The following is a 17704-nucleotide window of genomic DNA, read 5'->3' as shown; positions in this document are numbered from 1 at the left end:
TTGCCCTGAAGCTGTTGCTTACTCGTTTATACCAGCTTTGTTACGAGCTCCTGAAGATTGCTCGACCATTCGGTGTAATCATCGCTCTCTTCCCATAATTCCTTCAACTCGGAGTTTTCGAGAATTTTATTCACCGCTTTGCTCGCTAATGCAACTACATTCTCATTCACCTTTTTCGGTTTAAACCGAGTCACCGCCTCTGTCAATTCCTCCGGCAATGGACCATTCGTCTTCCCTAGTAATGCTGCAATAAACTCTGCCGCAGCAAGGGCGGATGAGCCGTATGGCTCCACTATATAATCATCCTCTACCGCACTGCTTAACGTTTCATTGAGAAAACCAAGGGTTGGCGCTTCAAGAAACTCGCCCATCCAATCCAACGTATCATCGCTATCAAAAGTCTTTGTTCCCCATGCTCCCATATATGGTTGCCTCACTTTATGAATAGTATTTTCTTATGACTATCAAGTCTTCTTCTATTAAATCATGTTCGGGACAAAATGGAAAATCGAGGCTATGGCTACTTCCGGTGCATTTTAAACTCCAGAAACAGCTCATTATAGTGAGAAAGCATTCGCTTGCCTAGATTCTTATACACCTCGAGCTTCTCTGTCAGCTCCGGGTCTGGATAGAAACGCTTATCCTGTGCGATTTCCGCAGGTAAATATTCAAGCGCCTTCTCGTTCGGTGTTGAATAGCCGACGTATTCGGCATTCTGTGCAGCATGCTTGGGGTCGAGCATGAAGTTGATGAAAGCATGCGCCCCTTCAATGTTGCGTGCCGTCTTCGGAATAACCATATTATCAAACCAAAGGTTAGAGCCTTCCTTCGGCACGACATAATCGAGCTTATCATTCTCGCCCATTATCTCTGAAGCATCGCCGGACCAGACTACGCCGACAGCCGCTTCCTCATTGGCAAGCAGCATCTTGATTTCATCGCCGACGATTGCTTTTACATTGCCAGTTAGCTTGTTGAGCTTGTTCTTCGCTTCCTGCAGATGCGCTTCATTCGTATCATTGAGTGAATAATGAAGGCTATTCAAGCCCATTCCAATCACTTCACGCGCACCGTCTACAAGCAGAATTTGATTATGCAGGCTGGGGTCCCATAGATCATTCCAGCTCGTGAACTTCTTCCCGCCCAACATGTCCGAATTATAGATAATACCTACCGTCCCCCAGAAATATGGGATGGAATAAGCATTATCCGGATCAAACGACAAGTGCAGGAAGCGCGGATTAATATATTTCAAATTAGGCAGCTTACTTTGATCGATTGGCAGGAGCAGGTTCTCTTCTCTCATTTTGCTAATCGCATATTCGGAAGGAATGCTGATATCGAAGGTTGTTCCGCCTTGTTCGATCTTCGTCATCATCGCTTCGTTGGAATCAAAGGTTTGATAGATGACCTTCAAGCCGCTTTCCTTTTCAAATTCTGCAATAAGCTCGGGATCAATATAATCTCCCCAGTTATAGATGGTCAGGGTGCTGCCGCCAGTAAAGCCCTGAGAGGAGTTAAGCCTAGATGCCCCATACATCAACGCCAAAGCAATAACGACCACAACCGTAAACATCTGAATCAGCTGTCTCATTTGCTCGGCATCCCCCAATCTGTGCGGGAGCGATTATTACGTCGATTGATGAAATAATACCCAACAACCAAAATGAGCGTAAGTAAAAAGATAAGGGTTGATAACGCATTGATCGACAGTGCAACGCCCTGTCTTGCCCGTGAGTAAATCTCAACGGATAACGTAGAGAAGCCATTGCCTGTGACGAAGAATGTAACGGCAAAATCATCCAGTGAGTACGTTAACGCCATGAAGAACCCCGCGAATATCCCTGGCTTGATGAATGGCAGGATAACCTTGGAGAGAACATCCATGCTCGTAGCTCCAAGATCGCGCGCAGCATCGATTAGTGTTGGACTCATTTCCTCCAGCTTGGGCAGCACCATAATGACCACGATCGGCACGCTGAAGGCGATATGTGACAGCAGTACAGAGGTGAAGCCAAGTTTAATGCCAATAATGGTAAACAGGATTAAGAAGGACGCACCAATAATAACATCCGGACTTACGATCAGCACGTTATTGAGTGAGAGCAGCGCACTCTGCGTTTGATACTTCTTCACCTGATGGATGGCAAGCGCCCCAAAAACGCCCAGAATTGTCGAGATCGCTGAAGATAGCAGCGCAATGACGAAGGTATTTAAGACAATGATTAATAACCGCGTATCCGCGAACACCTCTTTGTACCAAACCAATGTAAAGCCCTCGAACTTGTGCATCGTGCCGCCGCTGTTGAAGGAGAAGTACATCAGGTAAAAGATTGGTGCATACAAGATGATAAAGACAATGATTAGATAAATGTTCGATAGCTTCCCTTTGTTCATCCTGCAGCCCTCACTTTCGGTTACGGTTACCCGTTAGAATCATAATGATCGCCATCGCGATAATGAGGAAGACGGCAATCGTTGCCCCCATCCCCCAATCCTGCGTGACGAGAAAATGCTGCTCAATCGCCGTACCAAGCGTAATAACACGGTTGCCGGCAATGAGGCGCGTAATCATAAACAGCGAAAGCGCCGGTATGAACACGGCTTGGCAGCCTGACTTCACACCGCTAATCGTAAGCGGAAAGATAACACGGCGAAACGTCGTCCACGGCGATGCACCTAGATCACGCGCGGCGTAGACGAGTGACGGATTAAGCTCCTCAAGCGCATTGAAAATCGGCAGCACCATGAACGGAATGAAAATATATACGGATACGAAGATAAAGCTAAAATCAGTGAACAAAATTTGCTGCGTACCAATTCCGAACAGCTCCAGCATTTTATTCGCAGCACCGTAAGTGCCGAATAGACCAATGAACGCATAGGTTTTGAGCAGCAAATTGATCCAACTAGGCAAGATAATGAGCAGCATCCACAGCTGCTTATGCTTGGTCTTGGTTAGCAAATAAGCGGTCGGATACGCGACAAGTAAGGAAAAAGCCGTAATCAGGAACGCATACCAAAACGAGCTGAACGTCATTTTCATATAGACAGGTGTAAAGAAGTCCTTATAATTGCCGAACGTGAAATTCCCCTCGACATCGAAGAAGGAATAATAAACGATCAATACAATCGGTGCAATGACAAATAGAATAATCCATAAGAGATAAGGAATCAGATAAAGATTACGAGTACCCGTATTCCTCTGTATAGCCGCCCTCATGCGTAAGCTTCCAATCGTCTGTCGAAGTCTTCCTCCGACTCTCCAAAGCGCATCACGTGAATCGCTTCCGGCTCGAAGGTCAGACCAATCGATTCACCAACAACGACCTTCTTCGTTGAGTGGACAAGCCATTTATTGCCGGTCTCGTCACTGCTAATAATCTCGTAATGTACGCCCCTGAATAGCTGCGAATCGACACGAACCTGAAGCTGGCCCAGCTCATGCGTGGTAATCTCTAGATCCTCAGGACGAATAACAATCTCGATCAGCTCATTTGGATTGAGTCCTCTATCGACACATTCGAACGTACGGCCGGCAAATTCCACGAGAAAGTCCTGCGTCATTTTACCAGGAACGATGTTGGATTCTCCAATGAAGTCGGCCACAAACCGGTTAATCGGCTCATCGTAAATATCAGTAGGTGTCCCGCTCTGCTGGATGATCCCTTGGCTAAGCACGAAGATCTCATCAGACATCGCTAGCGCTTCTTCCTGATCATGGGTGACGAATATAAACGTAATACCTAGTCGTCTCTGAAGCTCACGCAGCTCATATTGCATTTCGGTTCTCAGCTTCAAATCGAGGGCAGATAACGGCTCGTCCAGTAAAATAATTTCCGGCTCATTCACGATTGCCCGCGCGATCGCAACACGTTGGCGCTGACCGCCGGACATCTCCGTAATTTCCCGGCCTTCGTAGCCCACTAGATTGACGAAACGAAGGGCCTCCATTACTTTGGCTGTAATATCGGCTTTCTTCAGCTTCTTGATGCGCAAGCCAAAAGCCACATTCTCGAATACATTCAAATGCGGGAACAAGGCGTAGTCCTGAAATACGGTATTAACCTGCCGCTTATTAGCTGGAATATGATTGATTACTTTACCATTGAAATGGATCTTACCGCTTGTGGGCTCTGTGAATCCGGCGATTAATCGAAGAATCGTCGTTTTGCCACAGCCTGAAGGGCCAAGCAGCGTATAGAACTTCCCGCGCTCGATCTCAAAGCTGACATCCTTCAAGATGGCTGAATCGCCATTAAATTGTTTAGTTACCTGCTCAAAACGGATAATCGGTTGTTCAGTCATAATAAGGCCTTTTCCCCTTTTGATTATGTAGTCCCCTCTGGATAGCATACCCAATCCAGGATCATTACTAATAACACCCTACTTCTATCATACGACGAAATCTTCAGAAGCTAAATAGCTTACATAATCGGATTACATATTTAACATGGAGTTAACAACAATTTTATGGATAAAAATGTTGGTTCACTCCCCTTCCGCAGAATCGCGAGTAGGGCTTCGGATAGCTTCTAATCCCTTTCCAGTCTGAAGTCATAGCTGTCCAGAGATGGCGGTTTCCTACATAATTATTGAATTTTTGTTCTTTTCGATGTATTATTCTTAATATAACTTTCGTAACGAAGTTAATTTGAATAATATGATTACCATATGTAAACAAGATGACGCGAATGGCCACTCCATAACTCCTTTTGATTTACCCGTCGTTGACGCCAACCGTCAGTGGATTGGATCATCGCGTGCACAATAAAAGAAATCAGGAAAAGGAATGTGATGAATAATGTGGAGTGAGCTTCTAAAGCTGTTCGTTTCTTTCGGTAGAGCAACTATGCTCGGATATGGCGGAGGCCCTTCTATTATCCCTCTCTATGAGAACGAAGTGGTCAGCCGTATGAAATGGATGACAACGGAAGACTTTGGTCATGCACTTGCGTTTGGCAACTCCCTGCCCGGACCCATTGCAACGAAACTGGCCGCTTATATCGGGTTTAAAGTTGCTGGATGGCCCGGTGCCACGATTGCGCTAGCTGCTGTCGTGCTGCCGACGGCATTATTGATGATCCTACTCGTAGGCTTGATGTCTAAACTGCAGAATAATACGATTATTAAAGGGATGATTCGGGGTATACAGCCTGTCATCTTCGTGATGATGGCGATGCTCGCTTATGATTTTGCCAAGTTTGCTTTGAAAACATCGCCTGGTGTGATTAACTTTATTCCGTTTCTGCTGGCAGCCGGCTATTTCATTCTTGTTAATTATCTGAATGTGAATGCGGTTTATGGGATTGTTGGTTCTTTGGTTATTGGGGCGCTTTTCCTTCGAGGGTAAGGTGAAGTCAACGTCTACACTCACGGTCAAGGGATAAAGGCAAAGGCAAAGGCAAAGGCAAAGGCAAAGGCAAGGGCAAGGGCAAGGGCAAGGGCAAATACAATGGCAAAGGCAAGGGCAAAGGCAAGGGCAAAGGCAAAGGCAAAGGCAAAGGCAAAGGCAAAGGCAAAGGCAAAGACAAAAGCATGTGACACACTCCGCAGCAATCGGCCTCCAGCCACTGTTAAACTCGTTCAGCTTGATTACACGATTGCGGTTGCTGAACAAGTTTAAAGGCGGCACGTAAACTTTCCGGCTCGATTGCTGCTGCACTTTGTCACACTACAATACTAAAAACCATTTAAACCCTTTAAACCCTTTAAACCCTTTAAACCCTTTAAACCCTTAAACCATTTAGACCCTTAGACCATTTAGACCCTTAGACCATTTAGACTCTTAGACCATTTAGACTCTTAGACCCTTTGACCCTTTGACCCTTCCAAAGCCTAAACAAGATGAGGAACATAAGGAATGACCTCCACTACTTATCATCGTTTGGACGTCACTTTTATATATAGGTATAAACTATTTTGTTAATAGTTTCTATATATTTTACGAATAAGTAGATGTGCAATAGTATGTAGACAGAGACTTCAACCCTTTGGAGGTGGAATGGATGGAAATCCGAGATGAGGTTCGCAGAAATTTCGATAAGGTTGCGCAGGAGTATGATGGTCAACGAAGAAAGCTGATACCCTGCTTTGATGATTTTTATCAGGCAGGTGTTTCTATGGCAGAGTCAAACACGATATCCCCAACCATCCTAGACTTAGGTGCTGGAACAGGCTTATTCTCGTCCCTTCTCTTACAGAGATATCCGGGTGCGAAGGTTACGCTTATTGATATTTCCGAGAAAATGATGGAGGTTACGAGATTACGACTTCAAGGGTTTAATACGATTACCTATGTGGTGGATGATTATACGAATTATACGTCATCTGAGAAATTCGATATTATCATCTCAGCCCTTTCGATTCATCATCTTTCTGATGCCGATAAGTTGAAATTATACAATAATACGTATTCGAATTTGAAGGATACTGGTGTATTCATTAATGCTGATCAAGTTCTTGGTCATACACCATTCATTGAATCGCTCTATAAGGAGGACTGGAGGAACAAAGTGGAAGTCAGCGGTTTATCCAGAGATGAGCTTGATTCCGCTTATGAACGCACACAACTCGATCGAATGGCACCCTTGCATACACAACTGGATTGGTTACAGCAAATCGGTTTCTCGGATGTAGATGTTGTATATAAGTATTTCAATTTCGTTGTTTTGTATGGACGAAAATCGATATAACTTTGATGTACCCCCCTTTATTTATTAACCGTGCAAAAAGGTTTATATTAATAGGGAAAGGTGATGATGAAATGACGAATATGGATCAAATACGCAACATTTATTGTGTCGGAAGAAATTATGCCCAACATGCTAAGGAAATGGGAAATGATGTTCCGGAGCAGCCGATGATTTTCTCCAAACCCACTCATGCCCTGCATGCTTCTGAAGGAACGCTGCGGATGCCAGGCGATATCGGAGAAATTCATCACGAGCTGGAGTTGGTGGTTCGGATCGCAGCCACATATGAGCAAGGTAAGCCACTAACAGAGCTTGTTGATGGGATCGCGCTTGGTATTGATTGGACGGCTAGAGACGTGCAAAATGTGTTAAAAGAAAAGCGTCATCCTTGGCTGCTCGCCAAAGGTTTCAAAGGAGCAGCCGTGCTGTCGGACTTCGCTGCCTTCCAAGGTAAGGAGCAGTTCGAACAGCTTCAATTCAGTCTCCGCCGCAATGGACAGGTCGTGCAAAATGGCTCTCCGAAGGACATGATCTTCTCCCTGGAGCAGTTAGTTGACTATATCGGTACGCAATTTGGTCTTGGAGCAGGCGATATTATCTATACCGGAACACCAGCAGGTGTCGGTGCGGTCAAACACGGCGATGTTATCGAGCTTATTTGGGATACACCTGTTGAAGGCACGAGACAAACCTTTGGCCCGCTCCATATCGAATTGGTTTAGATCCATTTTTTCTTTTTGAAAAATAGGATCATACCGATGACGAGCGAAAGGATAACACCCCATACATAAACATAGCCAAAATCCCACCTTAATTCCGGTATGATCTTAAAGTTCATACCGTAGAGGCCGACAACAAAAGAAAGCGGTAGAAAGATCGTACTAAATATCGTTAGCGTCTTCATCGTTTCGTTCATTCGGTCAGCCTTCATGGAAATCTGCATCTCAAGCAATCCAGTCAAGGAATCCCGAAAGCTATCGATGGAATCTACTACCCGTGAGATATGATCAAAGATATCTACAAAGTAAACATCGGCTTCAGGTGAAGAATAAGGGAAGTTCTGATGACTGATTGATCCTAATATGGATCGTTCTTCTATAAATGTCCGGCGAAGCCCATGCGTAAGTCTTTTTAATTTAAATACTTCACTGGAAATGTTGGCATAAGGATCGTTGTGTATCGCTTCTTCCCACTGTTCGACTGTATCTTCAATATGGTCGATAATTTGGACGTAGTCATCTACACAACGGTCCATGATGTAATAGAGGATTTGGGCTGGATATTTCATCTTCCCTTCTGCTCGCTGCAGTTCATCATACAAGCTGTCCAGAACAGGAATATCATCTTTAAAAATAGTCACCACATAATTGCTGCCGACAACGATCGCAATTTCAAGTGGTTTGCATTGTTCATCGATTGTAAAGAAAGAGATAAAAATATTATTTTTGTAGCGGTCCATTTTGGGACGTTGATTTAATTTGATGGCATCTTCAACCAACAGATGGTGGCTTTCCAGTAAGTCGTGCAGCACAAAAGTAGTTTCAGCAGGCTCAGGGTTGCGTAGACGAATCCATACCACCTCATTCTCCTCAGGCTTTCTTACCTTCTCCGTATGGGTTTCCATCGTATCTTTGTTATAAACCAGCATAATTACCCTCCTCGTTCATGGTCGTATTTCATACGAGAGAATATGATCAGTTCGACTATTATGTTGTTATGTAAAGTCGCACCTTCAATGAACAACTTTCTGTTTCATTTATGTGTCTTATAATAGGTTTCAGCGGTATAGATATTCCAGTACCAATACTTATTTCCTTGAGCCATCACCAAACGATCTAACCAAATTTCAAAATTGCAGTTTAGGTCTATCGGATCCTCTAAATCCAAGACGTCTGACCAAAATAAATAGTTTTTGTCTCTTCGTAAAGGATCACAGTTATTTGATTTGATTAAAAGTAATTCTTCCCCGTTATCGATACCAATGGGATAAAACGATTCTAATAGATCATCTTTATAGAACTCATAGTTCTCTATAATCTCTTCAACAGAAAATAATTCTATTCCCCCACCATATTCGCCTAAGGAATAGAGAACACCACCATTGTGTATCTTTAAGAAGTCCATATAGTCTGGAGGTATTATCAAATTGGTTTCCTTGATTAAGCGCTTAAAATCTGAATCACGAGCCGGTTCATTAAATGTACAAACCGTATTTAATTCTTCACCATGATCAACTTGAACTCTTAAATAATTCTTTTCACTTTGTCTTTCCTTCAGCTTTTGTAGAGTAAGATGAACGATTGGAAATGTGCTCATGATTAATTTCCTTCCTCTTGTGCGATTTTACATAACGTGTGTTGTATTCACGAACCCGAGAGCCTTAAGTGATCGCAAGGGAACGGGTCGCCAGACTTAAGCTCGCAGTGGTTGTCCGGCTGATTCCACTTCCAGGCTTTCTACTTCTTTCCGGACCAAGGAGCGTCCGCGACGCAGCGTGAATACGGTGTTATCTCTTTTTGATATATCTTCAAATATTCATATCAATCTCTTTCAATTTAATCAATTCGATAAGCTTTTGCCTTAGTTTCTCTATTACTTTCCATTCCATTTGTAGATGTTTATACTTTGAAAAATCGTAAGCTTCAAGAAAGCTATACTTCGGAAACCATTCAAAAAACGATTTATATAGCCATTCTTTTGTTTTATATCGTTCTAATGGATCTTCAAGCTTCATTACTATCCCACCGGATGATAATCCATAAATAAACATCATGTATGTATTAAAGTCTGCAGTAATAAGTTCATGCGGAGCATTTTTTCTAAATTCTTCTGTAAAATCATGTTCCAATTGTCTAAAGTCTTTATAAGGAAACTGACCTATTGTTTCATGTTTATATATTTGTACTATCTCTTCAATCAGCTTCTTCAAGGTCTCACCTTCAGGAATAAAATTTATGAATTGTAATTGTGTTATTTCAGATAACGTTCTTGTATTCACGAACCCTCACTGGCTTAAGTGAGCGAGGGGATAGCGATCGGGTCCGACGGACTTAGCCAGTGCAGGGTTGTCTGGCTGATCTACTTCCAGGCTTCTCCACTTCGGTCCGGATCAAGGAGCGTTAGCGACGCAGCGTGAATACAGTGTTAGACGAAGTAATTTAGTTTGCCTCCAAGCATTAACTACATCAGTCTATTATCTCTTATACTCTTCGATGTCTATTATAGTAGAAATCCGGTTAAAATCTTTTTTATAAATGTCAAAGTAGGTAAAGTCTTTGATGTATTCACCAGTTTTTTGTTGATCCGCCTTTTCTTTAAACCAAAAAGTCAGTCGATTCGGTATAATTTCAAACTCATTTCTAAATATATTTATGAGTTGCAGTATTCCTTCATAGTCATTATTATTGAAAATCTTGTTAATAGTTAGGTTGATATCTATTTCACCATTTAATAAATCTAAGTGCTTTAATACACTAGGGATTTCAGAATGAGGTATATATTCATCATTTAAGGTGTTTTTGTTAATTTGAATACGAATTGTATTTAATGTATTAAACACGTTTTGTGCTTTTAAGCCTACCAATTCTTTAAGTTCATTACTCCAAATTGAATTAATTAGATTATCATGATATTTATTATCAACTTTTGATTTCTTTACATTGAAGGCAATATTGGGGGAATCAATTAAATAACATGACTTATGCAGTTCATGAGATTAATCGGTAATTGTGAGAATCTATGCTTGAATGCACCGGCCACATGGTCATGGAGAGATTTTTGGGCCAATATGCGGAAATAAGGCTTGCAAAACGGCGTGCCTCTATGTCAAAATCGATGTAGATTCGCTTTAAACCCTTGTGGTTTCTTGTGCGAACCTGGCAACGAGTGTGGAAGAGACCGCGAACCATTTCGCCGTGGGTGTGGCTCTCATCACTCGTTTTTTCTTTGTTTACTTGCCATAACGCATAGGCAAGTAGCGTCTCCGCAGCAAAAAGTAACTCCATGTGCGCGTGCTGATGTGCTTCGGATGTAGAGTGGCACTTTTCAAAGCCAAGTTCTTGTTTGGCCGCGCGGAAAAACACCTCTATACGCCAACGCTTTCCGTACACTTCAAGCGCCTTATCTGGCGCATCATGTCGGTTGCTAATGATCAAGTAGGCTCCTTTGTAGGTTGCCGGTTCATCTGGTGAATCTTCCTTCACATCAACGCTTTCCTCGTCTTCTTTAAGCCGCATAGCGACAACGGCAGCAAGGGGAACGAAGCGTTGTTTCGTTACAAGTTGCCCTTTCCGCCCTTCAGCAAGATAAGGTATTTTCATATAAATATCAGATACTGAAATGGCGAAGATTCCCTTCTTGCTGGATGTAGATAAGCGCTTGTATGTATCCTGAATAAGCTGTCGCGCCGTAACAGGTACATACCGATCACGACGTCCGGGGACTGTAATCTTTCGATGCAGTGCAGTATTGCGCTTAGCTTTAGTTACCCAGTCAAAGGAATGCTCTTGCAAGAAAACGAAAAAGTCTTTGCATAAATACCATCGGTCCATCGCTACCCAGAGGCGGCAAGTGACCGACTCGCGAAGCATGAGCAGCATTTGTCTGGCTAAATCAAACTTGGTCAAGCCGGTTTCCTCGTCAGACATTTTGCGCCAAACGCGGTAGAACAACGGATATTCGAGTCCGTTTCGGAGCACGGCCTGAAGGACAACGAGGTTCATGCACCAGCTATAGGATTTGGATGAAGAGTCCCTGAGCCAGCACAGGAATGGCAGTTTCTTTGCATAGGGATGGGCGCTATGTGTATCGTCGAGATTAATAATATCGCCTTCTTGAAGCGCGGTTTCCCGTTCTTCCTGAAGCCTGGCAACCCGTTTTTTCCCAAACGTCAGCCATGCATGGGGAACTGTGAAGAACCGGCTGAGCGTGTATTGTGCGAGTTTGTAGGGTTTAAACATGAGTTCAAGTAGAGCATCTTTCCCAGCCAGTTCGCTCATTTGTACAACCGATGAGCATCCAGAGATCAATCCGATGATGTACATAAAGCAAAGCATCCATGAAGGAGCTCCGCTTCGTTTGAATATCCCAGCTTGCATCAAGAGCAAAGAAAAGTCGAACTTTTCCCAAAGTGATCGCAAGACCGGCGCTCCCGCGCATTCGCCTTGTGAAAGCTTACGAAATCGTGGATTTTCAAGGGTTTGTTTCACGAAAATCACCTATTATCTCGAAGGTATACCCAGTAGAAAAGGTATTCTTCGTGATTATCGGGGTGATTCCAAAAAGTCAAGGGATTTTCCGGGTTTTAGTTTACATTTCTATGACTATTGATCGTTTTCCAACGATTGGAATGAACTGCATAAGTCATGAAATAAGCATAAGTAGTGTAATCCATATCCCCAAAAGTAGACAGCTTAAAGCTATAATAGACCTCACTAATTGCGGATTGGTCTTGATACCTATCTTGTAAATAAGACTTTACTTCTTTCTTAATTAAGTACTTATCTATTGGATTGCCATAAAATATTGAATAAATATAACTACCAAAGATTAGTGGTAAGAGAACTATCGCTAAAGTAAGTAATCTTTTAATTATTCTCATGGTTTATACTCCTAGCAAATTATTTCATCTAACGTTCTTGTATTCACGACGCCCCACCATCCTAAAGGAGAGTAGCGACTGGCCGCGATGCGGTTGGGTAGTGGGATGTGTCCGGCTGAATATGCTTCCCTGCTACTACCAATTGCATCTCCGAATCCACATCTCTCCTGCCGGGCCGAGGGCCGCATGGCCCGAAGCATGAATACGGTGTTATGTGAAGTATGCCTCTCCTTGAACTAAACAGTTATTAGTCTTCTAAATTATCAATTCTATCTGAACGAATCCAGCTCATTTCATTCAGATTTAAAATATCTTTATATAGTTCAACAAGTTCATGGGGATTTTGATTCTCCATTAGAGATTCATAATTAATCTTTGATTCTAATTTTCTGATTTGTTCTTCGTTAATATTAAATAAATTTAGGCATTCAAAATTACAGTTATCAAATTGTTTTTTTAATAATTCTTTGTATTCTTCGCTTGATAAAAGTTCAGCTTTTAAGTTGTCCGATTCTGAATTCATATATAAAAATTCTATAGGATCTTCATCTGGATATCTTTCTTGAGTCAGATCACATAAAGCATTATGTTCTAGTTCATAAGAAAAATAAAAGCTTGCTTGAACGTGAGACTTGAATATGACTGAATAGCCCCAACCATGATCTTCAAAATTATAAAAATACAAAATAGGTATCTGATTAGTTAGATCAATAATATCTGTAGGATAATCATTGTTTACATAGGTTTCATTCGTGAAGAAAACAAGCCACTTTTCATTAAGCTCTTTAATAAAAGTGGGGTTGCTTTGTTCCACCACGCTCCTATAATCATTTAAGGTAATGTTACCCGAAGTAAATTCACTCATATAAAATCTCCTTTAGATTAGCTTTAGTCATATTTCATATAACGATCTTGTATTCATGAACCCGAGAGCCTTAAGTGACCGACAGGGAACGGATCGTTAGACTTTGGCTCGCAGTGGTTGTCCGGCTGAATCTACCCTCGGCATTTCTGCTTCGGTCCTGACCAAGGAGCGTTGGAGAGACGCATCGTGAATATGGTGTTAGCTGAAGTCATTAACTTCTCGAACTAACTACGGCGATCTCTTGATTTGCTTAAATATATCCATCTCTATCTATGTACCAATATAATTGTATTCGTAGAGTGCTAATCCCTGTAAAACTACTTCAATCTCATAATCATAGCGTTCAAGTATTTCAATTGGCAAAGATACTGTAATTCTGTCCCCAGTTCCATATGAATAAGATTCAACTTCAATCAGTTTATTGAGATGATAGAACGTTAAATTTACAGGAAGGTCACTCCATCCGTTATCAAATATACTGTCTATCAGAAACGATCCTTGTAATTTTTTAGTTGCTTGCTCTAGGTTTACCATCATTACAACTTCATCATCACCCTGTATTAATTGTCGATATGCTTTTTCTATTATTACATTTGTATTTCCAACCTTTTTAATTACTTGGTTTATGTTAACATCATGATTCATATCTACTGGAATCCAGTCTTTTCGAAACAAGATATTAATAGATTCAGTTTTACTCAACAAGCTTTTATTCCAAGACTGCCAAGCGAGAATAGTTTCGACTCTTACTGATTCGCTCTCATATTGCTTGTATCGTTTTTCTTTCGCAACTTTTCCTGAATAATCAATAGCTATTATGATGAATGTCAAAACAAATATAATACTACCAAACTTAAATAAACTTCTACTCACTTTGGATTTTCTCCCCCCGTCTAATAAGAAATTACATATTGGTTCTTTACGTACTTCACCGATTTCTTATAACGTTCTTGTATCTGCGAACCCGAGAGCCATAAAGGAGTGAAGCAACTGGGTCCGACAGGGCTTAAGCTCGCAGAGTTGTCTTCCTGAACCACTTCTCCGAATTAACTTCAGGCTGATCAAGGGGCGAAAGCCCTGCAATGGCTGGAAGTTAGCTTCCGAATACCAAGTGCCTTGGAGAAGAAGACGTCTTTACGGAAAGGCTCGATATGATCAAAATCGCTTTTACCTTGGTAAAGAAGCCCTAGGTAGGCACGGACGTTATCAGCGTGAGAAATCGTTGGAACGTTGGTGCCACCAACCCGAACTTAGGTTGAGTCGTTTATTCAAATGCGTTTCGGCTAGCAGTTGACCAACTAAGATAAGTCCAGCACGAGAAGTTAAATAATCACTGGAAGTTTCGAGGATAAATGTAGTAGACATGAATATTCACCTCACGGGTGTAATGGTATTGCTGCATAAAACCAGCTATTATCTCCATTTTAATCCCTGAGGCTCTCGAAATCTATCGTTTTCATCAAAGCTATTTCACGGATTCAGGTTATAATGAATTTATTATGAAACTAAGGAGATGAACCTATTTATGAAAAAAGAGTTCACTGTTCATTTTAAGGTCATTCATCATGATAGAAGTTCTCTGTTACGAGGTATTCTGTTCCTCGAAGAGGATCAACAACCAACCTTAAATGATTATGAACAATGTCTAAGGGACTGTGGTCATGATGTTGTCTTATTAGATAAAGAACACTTCATTTATAAAGCCTCTAAACCAGACGAAGAATATATCATTCACGTTTTGGAGGATAAAACCAAAATTAGTAGAGATCTTATACTAGAAAGTTTAGTTAGAAATCTGATGGCTCCCAATTGATATTGTCACTCGGCAAGTAGACTAGGAAGCAAGCCCTCGGGATGATAGTAGTGTATTCCACCACATCAACAATCTCAAAAAAAATAAGCCCAGAATATGGACTCATTCATTGCAATCTAAAAATAGGGGAGAGCGCCCAATTCGATAACGGGGCGTCTCTCCCTTATTAGACCTTTATTTTATTCCTTTTTCATCATAGTAAGCATCCGCTTGCTTCTTAACGTAAGCAAGAAGCTCATCTACGCCGGCTTTTTTGAGTTTCTCTCTATATGTCGCAAGCGCCTTGTCTGGATCGTCCACAAGCCCCATCATCAATGGCTCTCCGTACTGCTTTAACACCTGGTTAACGGCCGCGACCTGCGTCTTAACCTCCTGATAATCCATAAGCAGCGGTGCGAAGATGTTCGGTTTGCTCTCTGCCTTGAATTCTTCATTAAGCGATTCCAGGCCAGACCATCCTCCTTCTTCATTACGCATGTTCGGCTCATAGCGCCAGCCCCAGCTTGCGATGTCATATTTGGTTACAACCTTAGGATCCTGACCTTTGGCCGGAACAAGAATATGCTTCCCGTCGCCAAGGTCATCATAGTGAAGTCCAGCAATACCATATGTCATCAATGAGAAATAAGCCGGATCGTTACGCAGCTTGTCGAGCACCATTAGGGAACGCTCAGGATTTTCTGCGCTCTTCGGAATCGCCATGCCGTTATTGATCGATAGGTTAGGAATGGCATAGTTATGGAAGCGCGTGAATGGGAAATAACCCAGTTGGATTTCAGGATTGGACTTCTTCAGGTCATTAATAAACCCGCCTGCACCTGCCGGATTTCTCCAGTAGACCGCTCCGTTGCCTGTCTTGATCCCATCACCAGCTTCCTTCTGATTGGAAAGGGTATTAGAAGACCAGAAGCCTTTCTGTGCCCAATTCTTCATCCGCTTGACCCAATCTTCAAACTCCTGCGTGAATGGATACGCGACAATGTCACGCGGCGAATCGTATGACTTCGCTGCAATGACACCGCTGTCACCGCCAATTTGCTTGAAGTCATAGTAATTGAGGAACAAATAAAATTGCTCATTCCACGCTTTTCCATTGATTGGAACAACCTTTGGCTTCGCTTTCTTTACCCCATCCAGATAAGCCTCGATTGAGTCGAGATCCTTGATCTCTGGAAGGTTCAGCTCTTTTCTCCAGTCTTCACGGAACACAATGCCGTCAGGCGTGTACTCAGGGAAGGTGCTTGGGACAGCGTAGATGCTGCTGCCCACGCTTACATCTTTCCAATCCTGCTCCGGAATCGTTTTCCATGTCTCTGGTGCGTAAGTTGGAAGCAGATCTTTCACATCCAAGAAAGCACCCTTCTTAGCAAACTTGTAGAAATCTGACCAACTTGATGCGAAGATCATATCGATTTTCTCTCCAGAGGTAAGCAGCAGATTATATTTGGTCTGCCAATCAGTCCATGAGGTGAAATTCAGTTTAACTGTCGTATTCAGATCCTTCTCGAGCAGCTTATTCCATTCCGTCACAACCTTATCGGTATCCTTATGCGCATCTCCAAGCAAATACCAATTCAGAGTAACCTTCTTTGAAGTGTCCGGCTTGGCCGGATCGCTCGGTGAATTGCTATCCGATTTCGTTGAATTCGTTGTTGATGGAGCGTTCTCATTCACTGGCTTGCTGTTGCCATCTTTATTGCCGCTGCAGCCTGACAAGAGGGCTGTAAAGAGCGAGACCGCGATTAAAATTGACCCTGCCTTATTTCTCTTCTTCTGTACCATAAATTTCTGACTCCTCCCATTGATAAGGTGATGAATGTATGTTAGCCGGCGTCCCGGTTCTAACCTTTAACGGCTCCAATCGTAAGCCCTTTAACAAAGAAACGCTGTACGAAAGGATATAGGAAAATAATCGGGCCTGTCACAACAACCGCGGCCGCCATCTTAAGCGTCTCTGCAGGCGGCTTCATATCAGCCGATAAATTGCCCGCGATATTTGTTTTCAGTACGGCTGCGCTGGACAATATTTTGTATAGCAGGAACTGAAGCGGATATTTGTCTCCTGAGGTGATGAACAGATTCGCGCTGAACCAATCATTCCAGTAAGCCAGCGCCATGAATAAGCCAATCGTCGCCAAGCCGGGGGTCGACAAAGGCAGTACAAGCTTTCGGTAAATGAGAAAGTCGCCGGCACCATCGATTTTCGCCGATTCGACGATGGAATCTGGAATAGATTTCATAAAGTTCTTCATGAGAATGATATTCCAAGCCCCGACAAGACCCGGCAAGACTAGCGCTAAGTAACTATCCTTCAGTTCCAGATAGCTTACGATTAAGATATACCAAGGAATTAGTCCCCCGCTGAATAGAGTCGTAAAGTAAATGAAAAAGGCAAGCTTATTGCGATAAAGAAAATCTGGACGAGCGAGCACGTATCCAGCCATTGAAGTTAAGAATAAACCCGCAAGCGTACCGCATACTGTAATCAAGATCGTCACCTGATAGGCTTTCAGAATTTGTCCAGGCTCGCTGAACACCGCTTTATACGCCATTAGGGAAAAATTATCCGGTATGAGCTTGAAGCCATCCGAAAGGATTTCCAGCTCCGAGGTAAAGGAACCTGTTAGGATAAATAGAAAAGGCAGCAGGCAGAGCAGGCTGGTTAGAGTTAACATGATGTATCCCGCCACATTAAACACAATCGTTGATCGTTCTGTCTTCATTGGTTCCTC

At 42.5% G+C, this 17704-nt stretch carries 20 protein-coding genes; 4 read left to right on the top strand and 16 right to left on the bottom strand.

The features are described 5' to 3' along the window. Nucleotides 1-26 precede the first annotated feature (26 nt). From EKN16_RS28875 to EKN16_RS28855, 5 genes are all read right to left on the bottom strand, one after another. Nucleotides 27-422 carry a DUF4259 domain-containing protein gene (locus EKN16_RS28875; RefSeq protein WP_125664696.1) on the bottom strand — a complete coding sequence of 132 codons (396 nt, stop codon included), beginning with the start codon at nucleotides 420-422 and terminating at the stop codon, nucleotides 27-29. A 98-nt stretch (nucleotides 423-520) separates the two neighbouring features. Continuing rightward, the gene (locus EKN16_RS28870) at nucleotides 521-1594 is read right to left on the bottom strand and encodes an ABC transporter substrate-binding protein (protein WP_125664694.1); all 1074 of its coding nucleotides are present in this window, start codon (nucleotides 1592-1594) and stop codon (nucleotides 521-523) included. Next, entirely contained in the window at nucleotides 1591-2397 is an 807-nt protein-coding gene (locus EKN16_RS28865; protein ID WP_125664692.1) for an ABC transporter permease, read from the bottom strand. The genes EKN16_RS28870 and EKN16_RS28865 overlap by 4 nt, the downstream gene beginning before the upstream one ends. A 10-nt stretch (nucleotides 2398-2407) precedes the next feature. Continuing rightward, nucleotides 2408-3223: an ABC transporter permease gene (locus EKN16_RS28860; protein ID WP_125664690.1), complete on the bottom strand. Its 816-nt coding sequence runs from the start codon at nucleotides 3221-3223 to the stop codon at nucleotides 2408-2410. After that, the gene (locus EKN16_RS28855; protein WP_125664688.1) at nucleotides 3220-4308 is read right to left on the bottom strand and encodes an ABC transporter ATP-binding protein; all 1089 of its coding nucleotides are present in this window, start codon (nucleotides 4306-4308) and stop codon (nucleotides 3220-3222) included. The genes EKN16_RS28860 and EKN16_RS28855 overlap by 4 nt, the downstream gene beginning before the upstream one ends. 496 nt (nucleotides 4309-4804) lie before the next feature. Between EKN16_RS28855 and EKN16_RS28850 the strand changes: the two genes are divergently transcribed. After that, entirely contained in the window at nucleotides 4805-5353 is a 549-nt protein-coding gene (locus tag EKN16_RS28850) for a chromate transporter (protein WP_125664687.1), read from the top strand. Between the two features lie 26 nt (nucleotides 5354-5379). Here EKN16_RS28850 and EKN16_RS28845 read toward each other — a convergent pair whose 3' ends face one another. Further along, nucleotides 5380-5547, bottom strand: a complete 168-nt coding sequence (locus EKN16_RS28845; protein ID WP_232016067.1) for a hypothetical protein — start codon at nucleotides 5545-5547, stop codon at nucleotides 5380-5382. Between the two features lie 461 nt (nucleotides 5548-6008). Here EKN16_RS28845 and EKN16_RS28840 point away from each other — a divergent pair, with 461 nt between their 5' ends. Together EKN16_RS28840 and EKN16_RS28835 are read left to right on the top strand one after the other, a co-directional pair. After that, nucleotides 6009-6695, top strand: a complete 687-nt coding sequence (locus EKN16_RS28840) for a class I SAM-dependent methyltransferase (protein ID WP_179955570.1) — start codon at nucleotides 6009-6011, stop codon at nucleotides 6693-6695. 80 nt (nucleotides 6696-6775) lie between these two features. Then, on the top strand, nucleotides 6776-7417 hold the full coding sequence (locus EKN16_RS28835) for a fumarylacetoacetate hydrolase family protein (protein WP_179955649.1): 642 nt from the start codon (nucleotides 6776-6778) through the stop codon (nucleotides 7415-7417). On the opposite strand, the gene corA is transcribed toward EKN16_RS28835, so the two are convergent. From corA to EKN16_RS28795, 8 genes are all read right to left on the bottom strand, one after another. Beyond that, nucleotides 7414-8343, bottom strand: coding sequence for a magnesium/cobalt transporter CorA (gene corA, locus EKN16_RS28830; RefSeq protein WP_125664681.1), 930 nt, complete (start codon nucleotides 8341-8343; stop codon nucleotides 7414-7416). The two genes, EKN16_RS28835 and corA, sit on opposite strands and share 4 nt — an antisense overlap. A 104-nt stretch (nucleotides 8344-8447) precedes the next feature. After that, nucleotides 8448-9011, bottom strand: coding sequence for an SMI1/KNR4 family protein (locus EKN16_RS28825; protein WP_125664679.1), 564 nt, complete (start codon nucleotides 9009-9011; stop codon nucleotides 8448-8450). Between the two features lie 211 nt (nucleotides 9012-9222). Continuing rightward, the gene (locus tag EKN16_RS28820) at nucleotides 9223-9693 is read right to left on the bottom strand and encodes a YxiJ family protein (protein WP_125664677.1); all 471 of its coding nucleotides are present in this window, start codon (nucleotides 9691-9693) and stop codon (nucleotides 9223-9225) included. 195 nt (nucleotides 9694-9888) lie between these two features. Then, complete coding sequence (locus EKN16_RS28815) at nucleotides 9889-10254, bottom strand: hypothetical protein (RefSeq protein WP_125664675.1); 366 nt, start codon at nucleotides 10252-10254, stop codon at nucleotides 9889-9891. Nucleotides 10255-10402: 148 nt separating this feature from the next. Beyond that, a complete protein-coding gene (locus tag EKN16_RS33850; protein ID WP_375782107.1) occupies nucleotides 10403-11902 on the bottom strand; it encodes a transposase in 1500 nt (499 codons plus the stop codon). 95 nt (nucleotides 11903-11997) lie between these two features. After that, nucleotides 11998-12294: a YfjL-like protein gene (locus tag EKN16_RS28805; RefSeq protein WP_125664673.1), complete on the bottom strand. Its 297-nt coding sequence runs from the start codon at nucleotides 12292-12294 to the stop codon at nucleotides 11998-12000. 247 nt (nucleotides 12295-12541) lie between these two features. Next, entirely contained in the window at nucleotides 12542-13159 is a 618-nt protein-coding gene (locus tag EKN16_RS28800; protein WP_125664671.1) for a hypothetical protein, read from the bottom strand. 270 nt (nucleotides 13160-13429) lie between these two features. Further along, nucleotides 13430-14032, bottom strand: coding sequence for a hypothetical protein (locus EKN16_RS28795; protein WP_125664669.1), 603 nt, complete (start codon nucleotides 14030-14032; stop codon nucleotides 13430-13432). Between the two features lie 652 nt (nucleotides 14033-14684). On the opposite strand from EKN16_RS28795, the gene EKN16_RS28790 reads away from it, so the two are divergent. Beyond that, nucleotides 14685-14972 (top strand): hypothetical protein, encoded by a 288-nt coding sequence (locus EKN16_RS28790; RefSeq protein WP_125664668.1) that lies wholly within the window; start codon nucleotides 14685-14687, stop codon nucleotides 14970-14972. Nucleotides 14973-15146: 174 nt separating this feature from the next. On the opposite strand, the gene EKN16_RS28785 is transcribed toward EKN16_RS28790, so the two are convergent. Further along, the gene (locus tag EKN16_RS28785) at nucleotides 15147-16754 is read right to left on the bottom strand and encodes an extracellular solute-binding protein (protein WP_125664666.1); all 1608 of its coding nucleotides are present in this window, start codon (nucleotides 16752-16754) and stop codon (nucleotides 15147-15149) included. Between the two features lie 59 nt (nucleotides 16755-16813). Further along, entirely contained in the window at nucleotides 16814-17695 is an 882-nt protein-coding gene (locus EKN16_RS28780) for a carbohydrate ABC transporter permease (protein WP_125664664.1), read from the bottom strand. Nucleotides 17696-17704: the final 9 nt, after the last annotated feature.

It is taken from the genome of Paenibacillus baekrokdamisoli (assembly GCF_003945345.1).
GTDB lineage: Bacteria > Bacillota > Bacilli > Paenibacillales > Paenibacillaceae > Paenibacillus_Z > Paenibacillus_Z baekrokdamisoli.
This window is presented reverse-complemented; position numbering and strand designations above follow the sequence as displayed.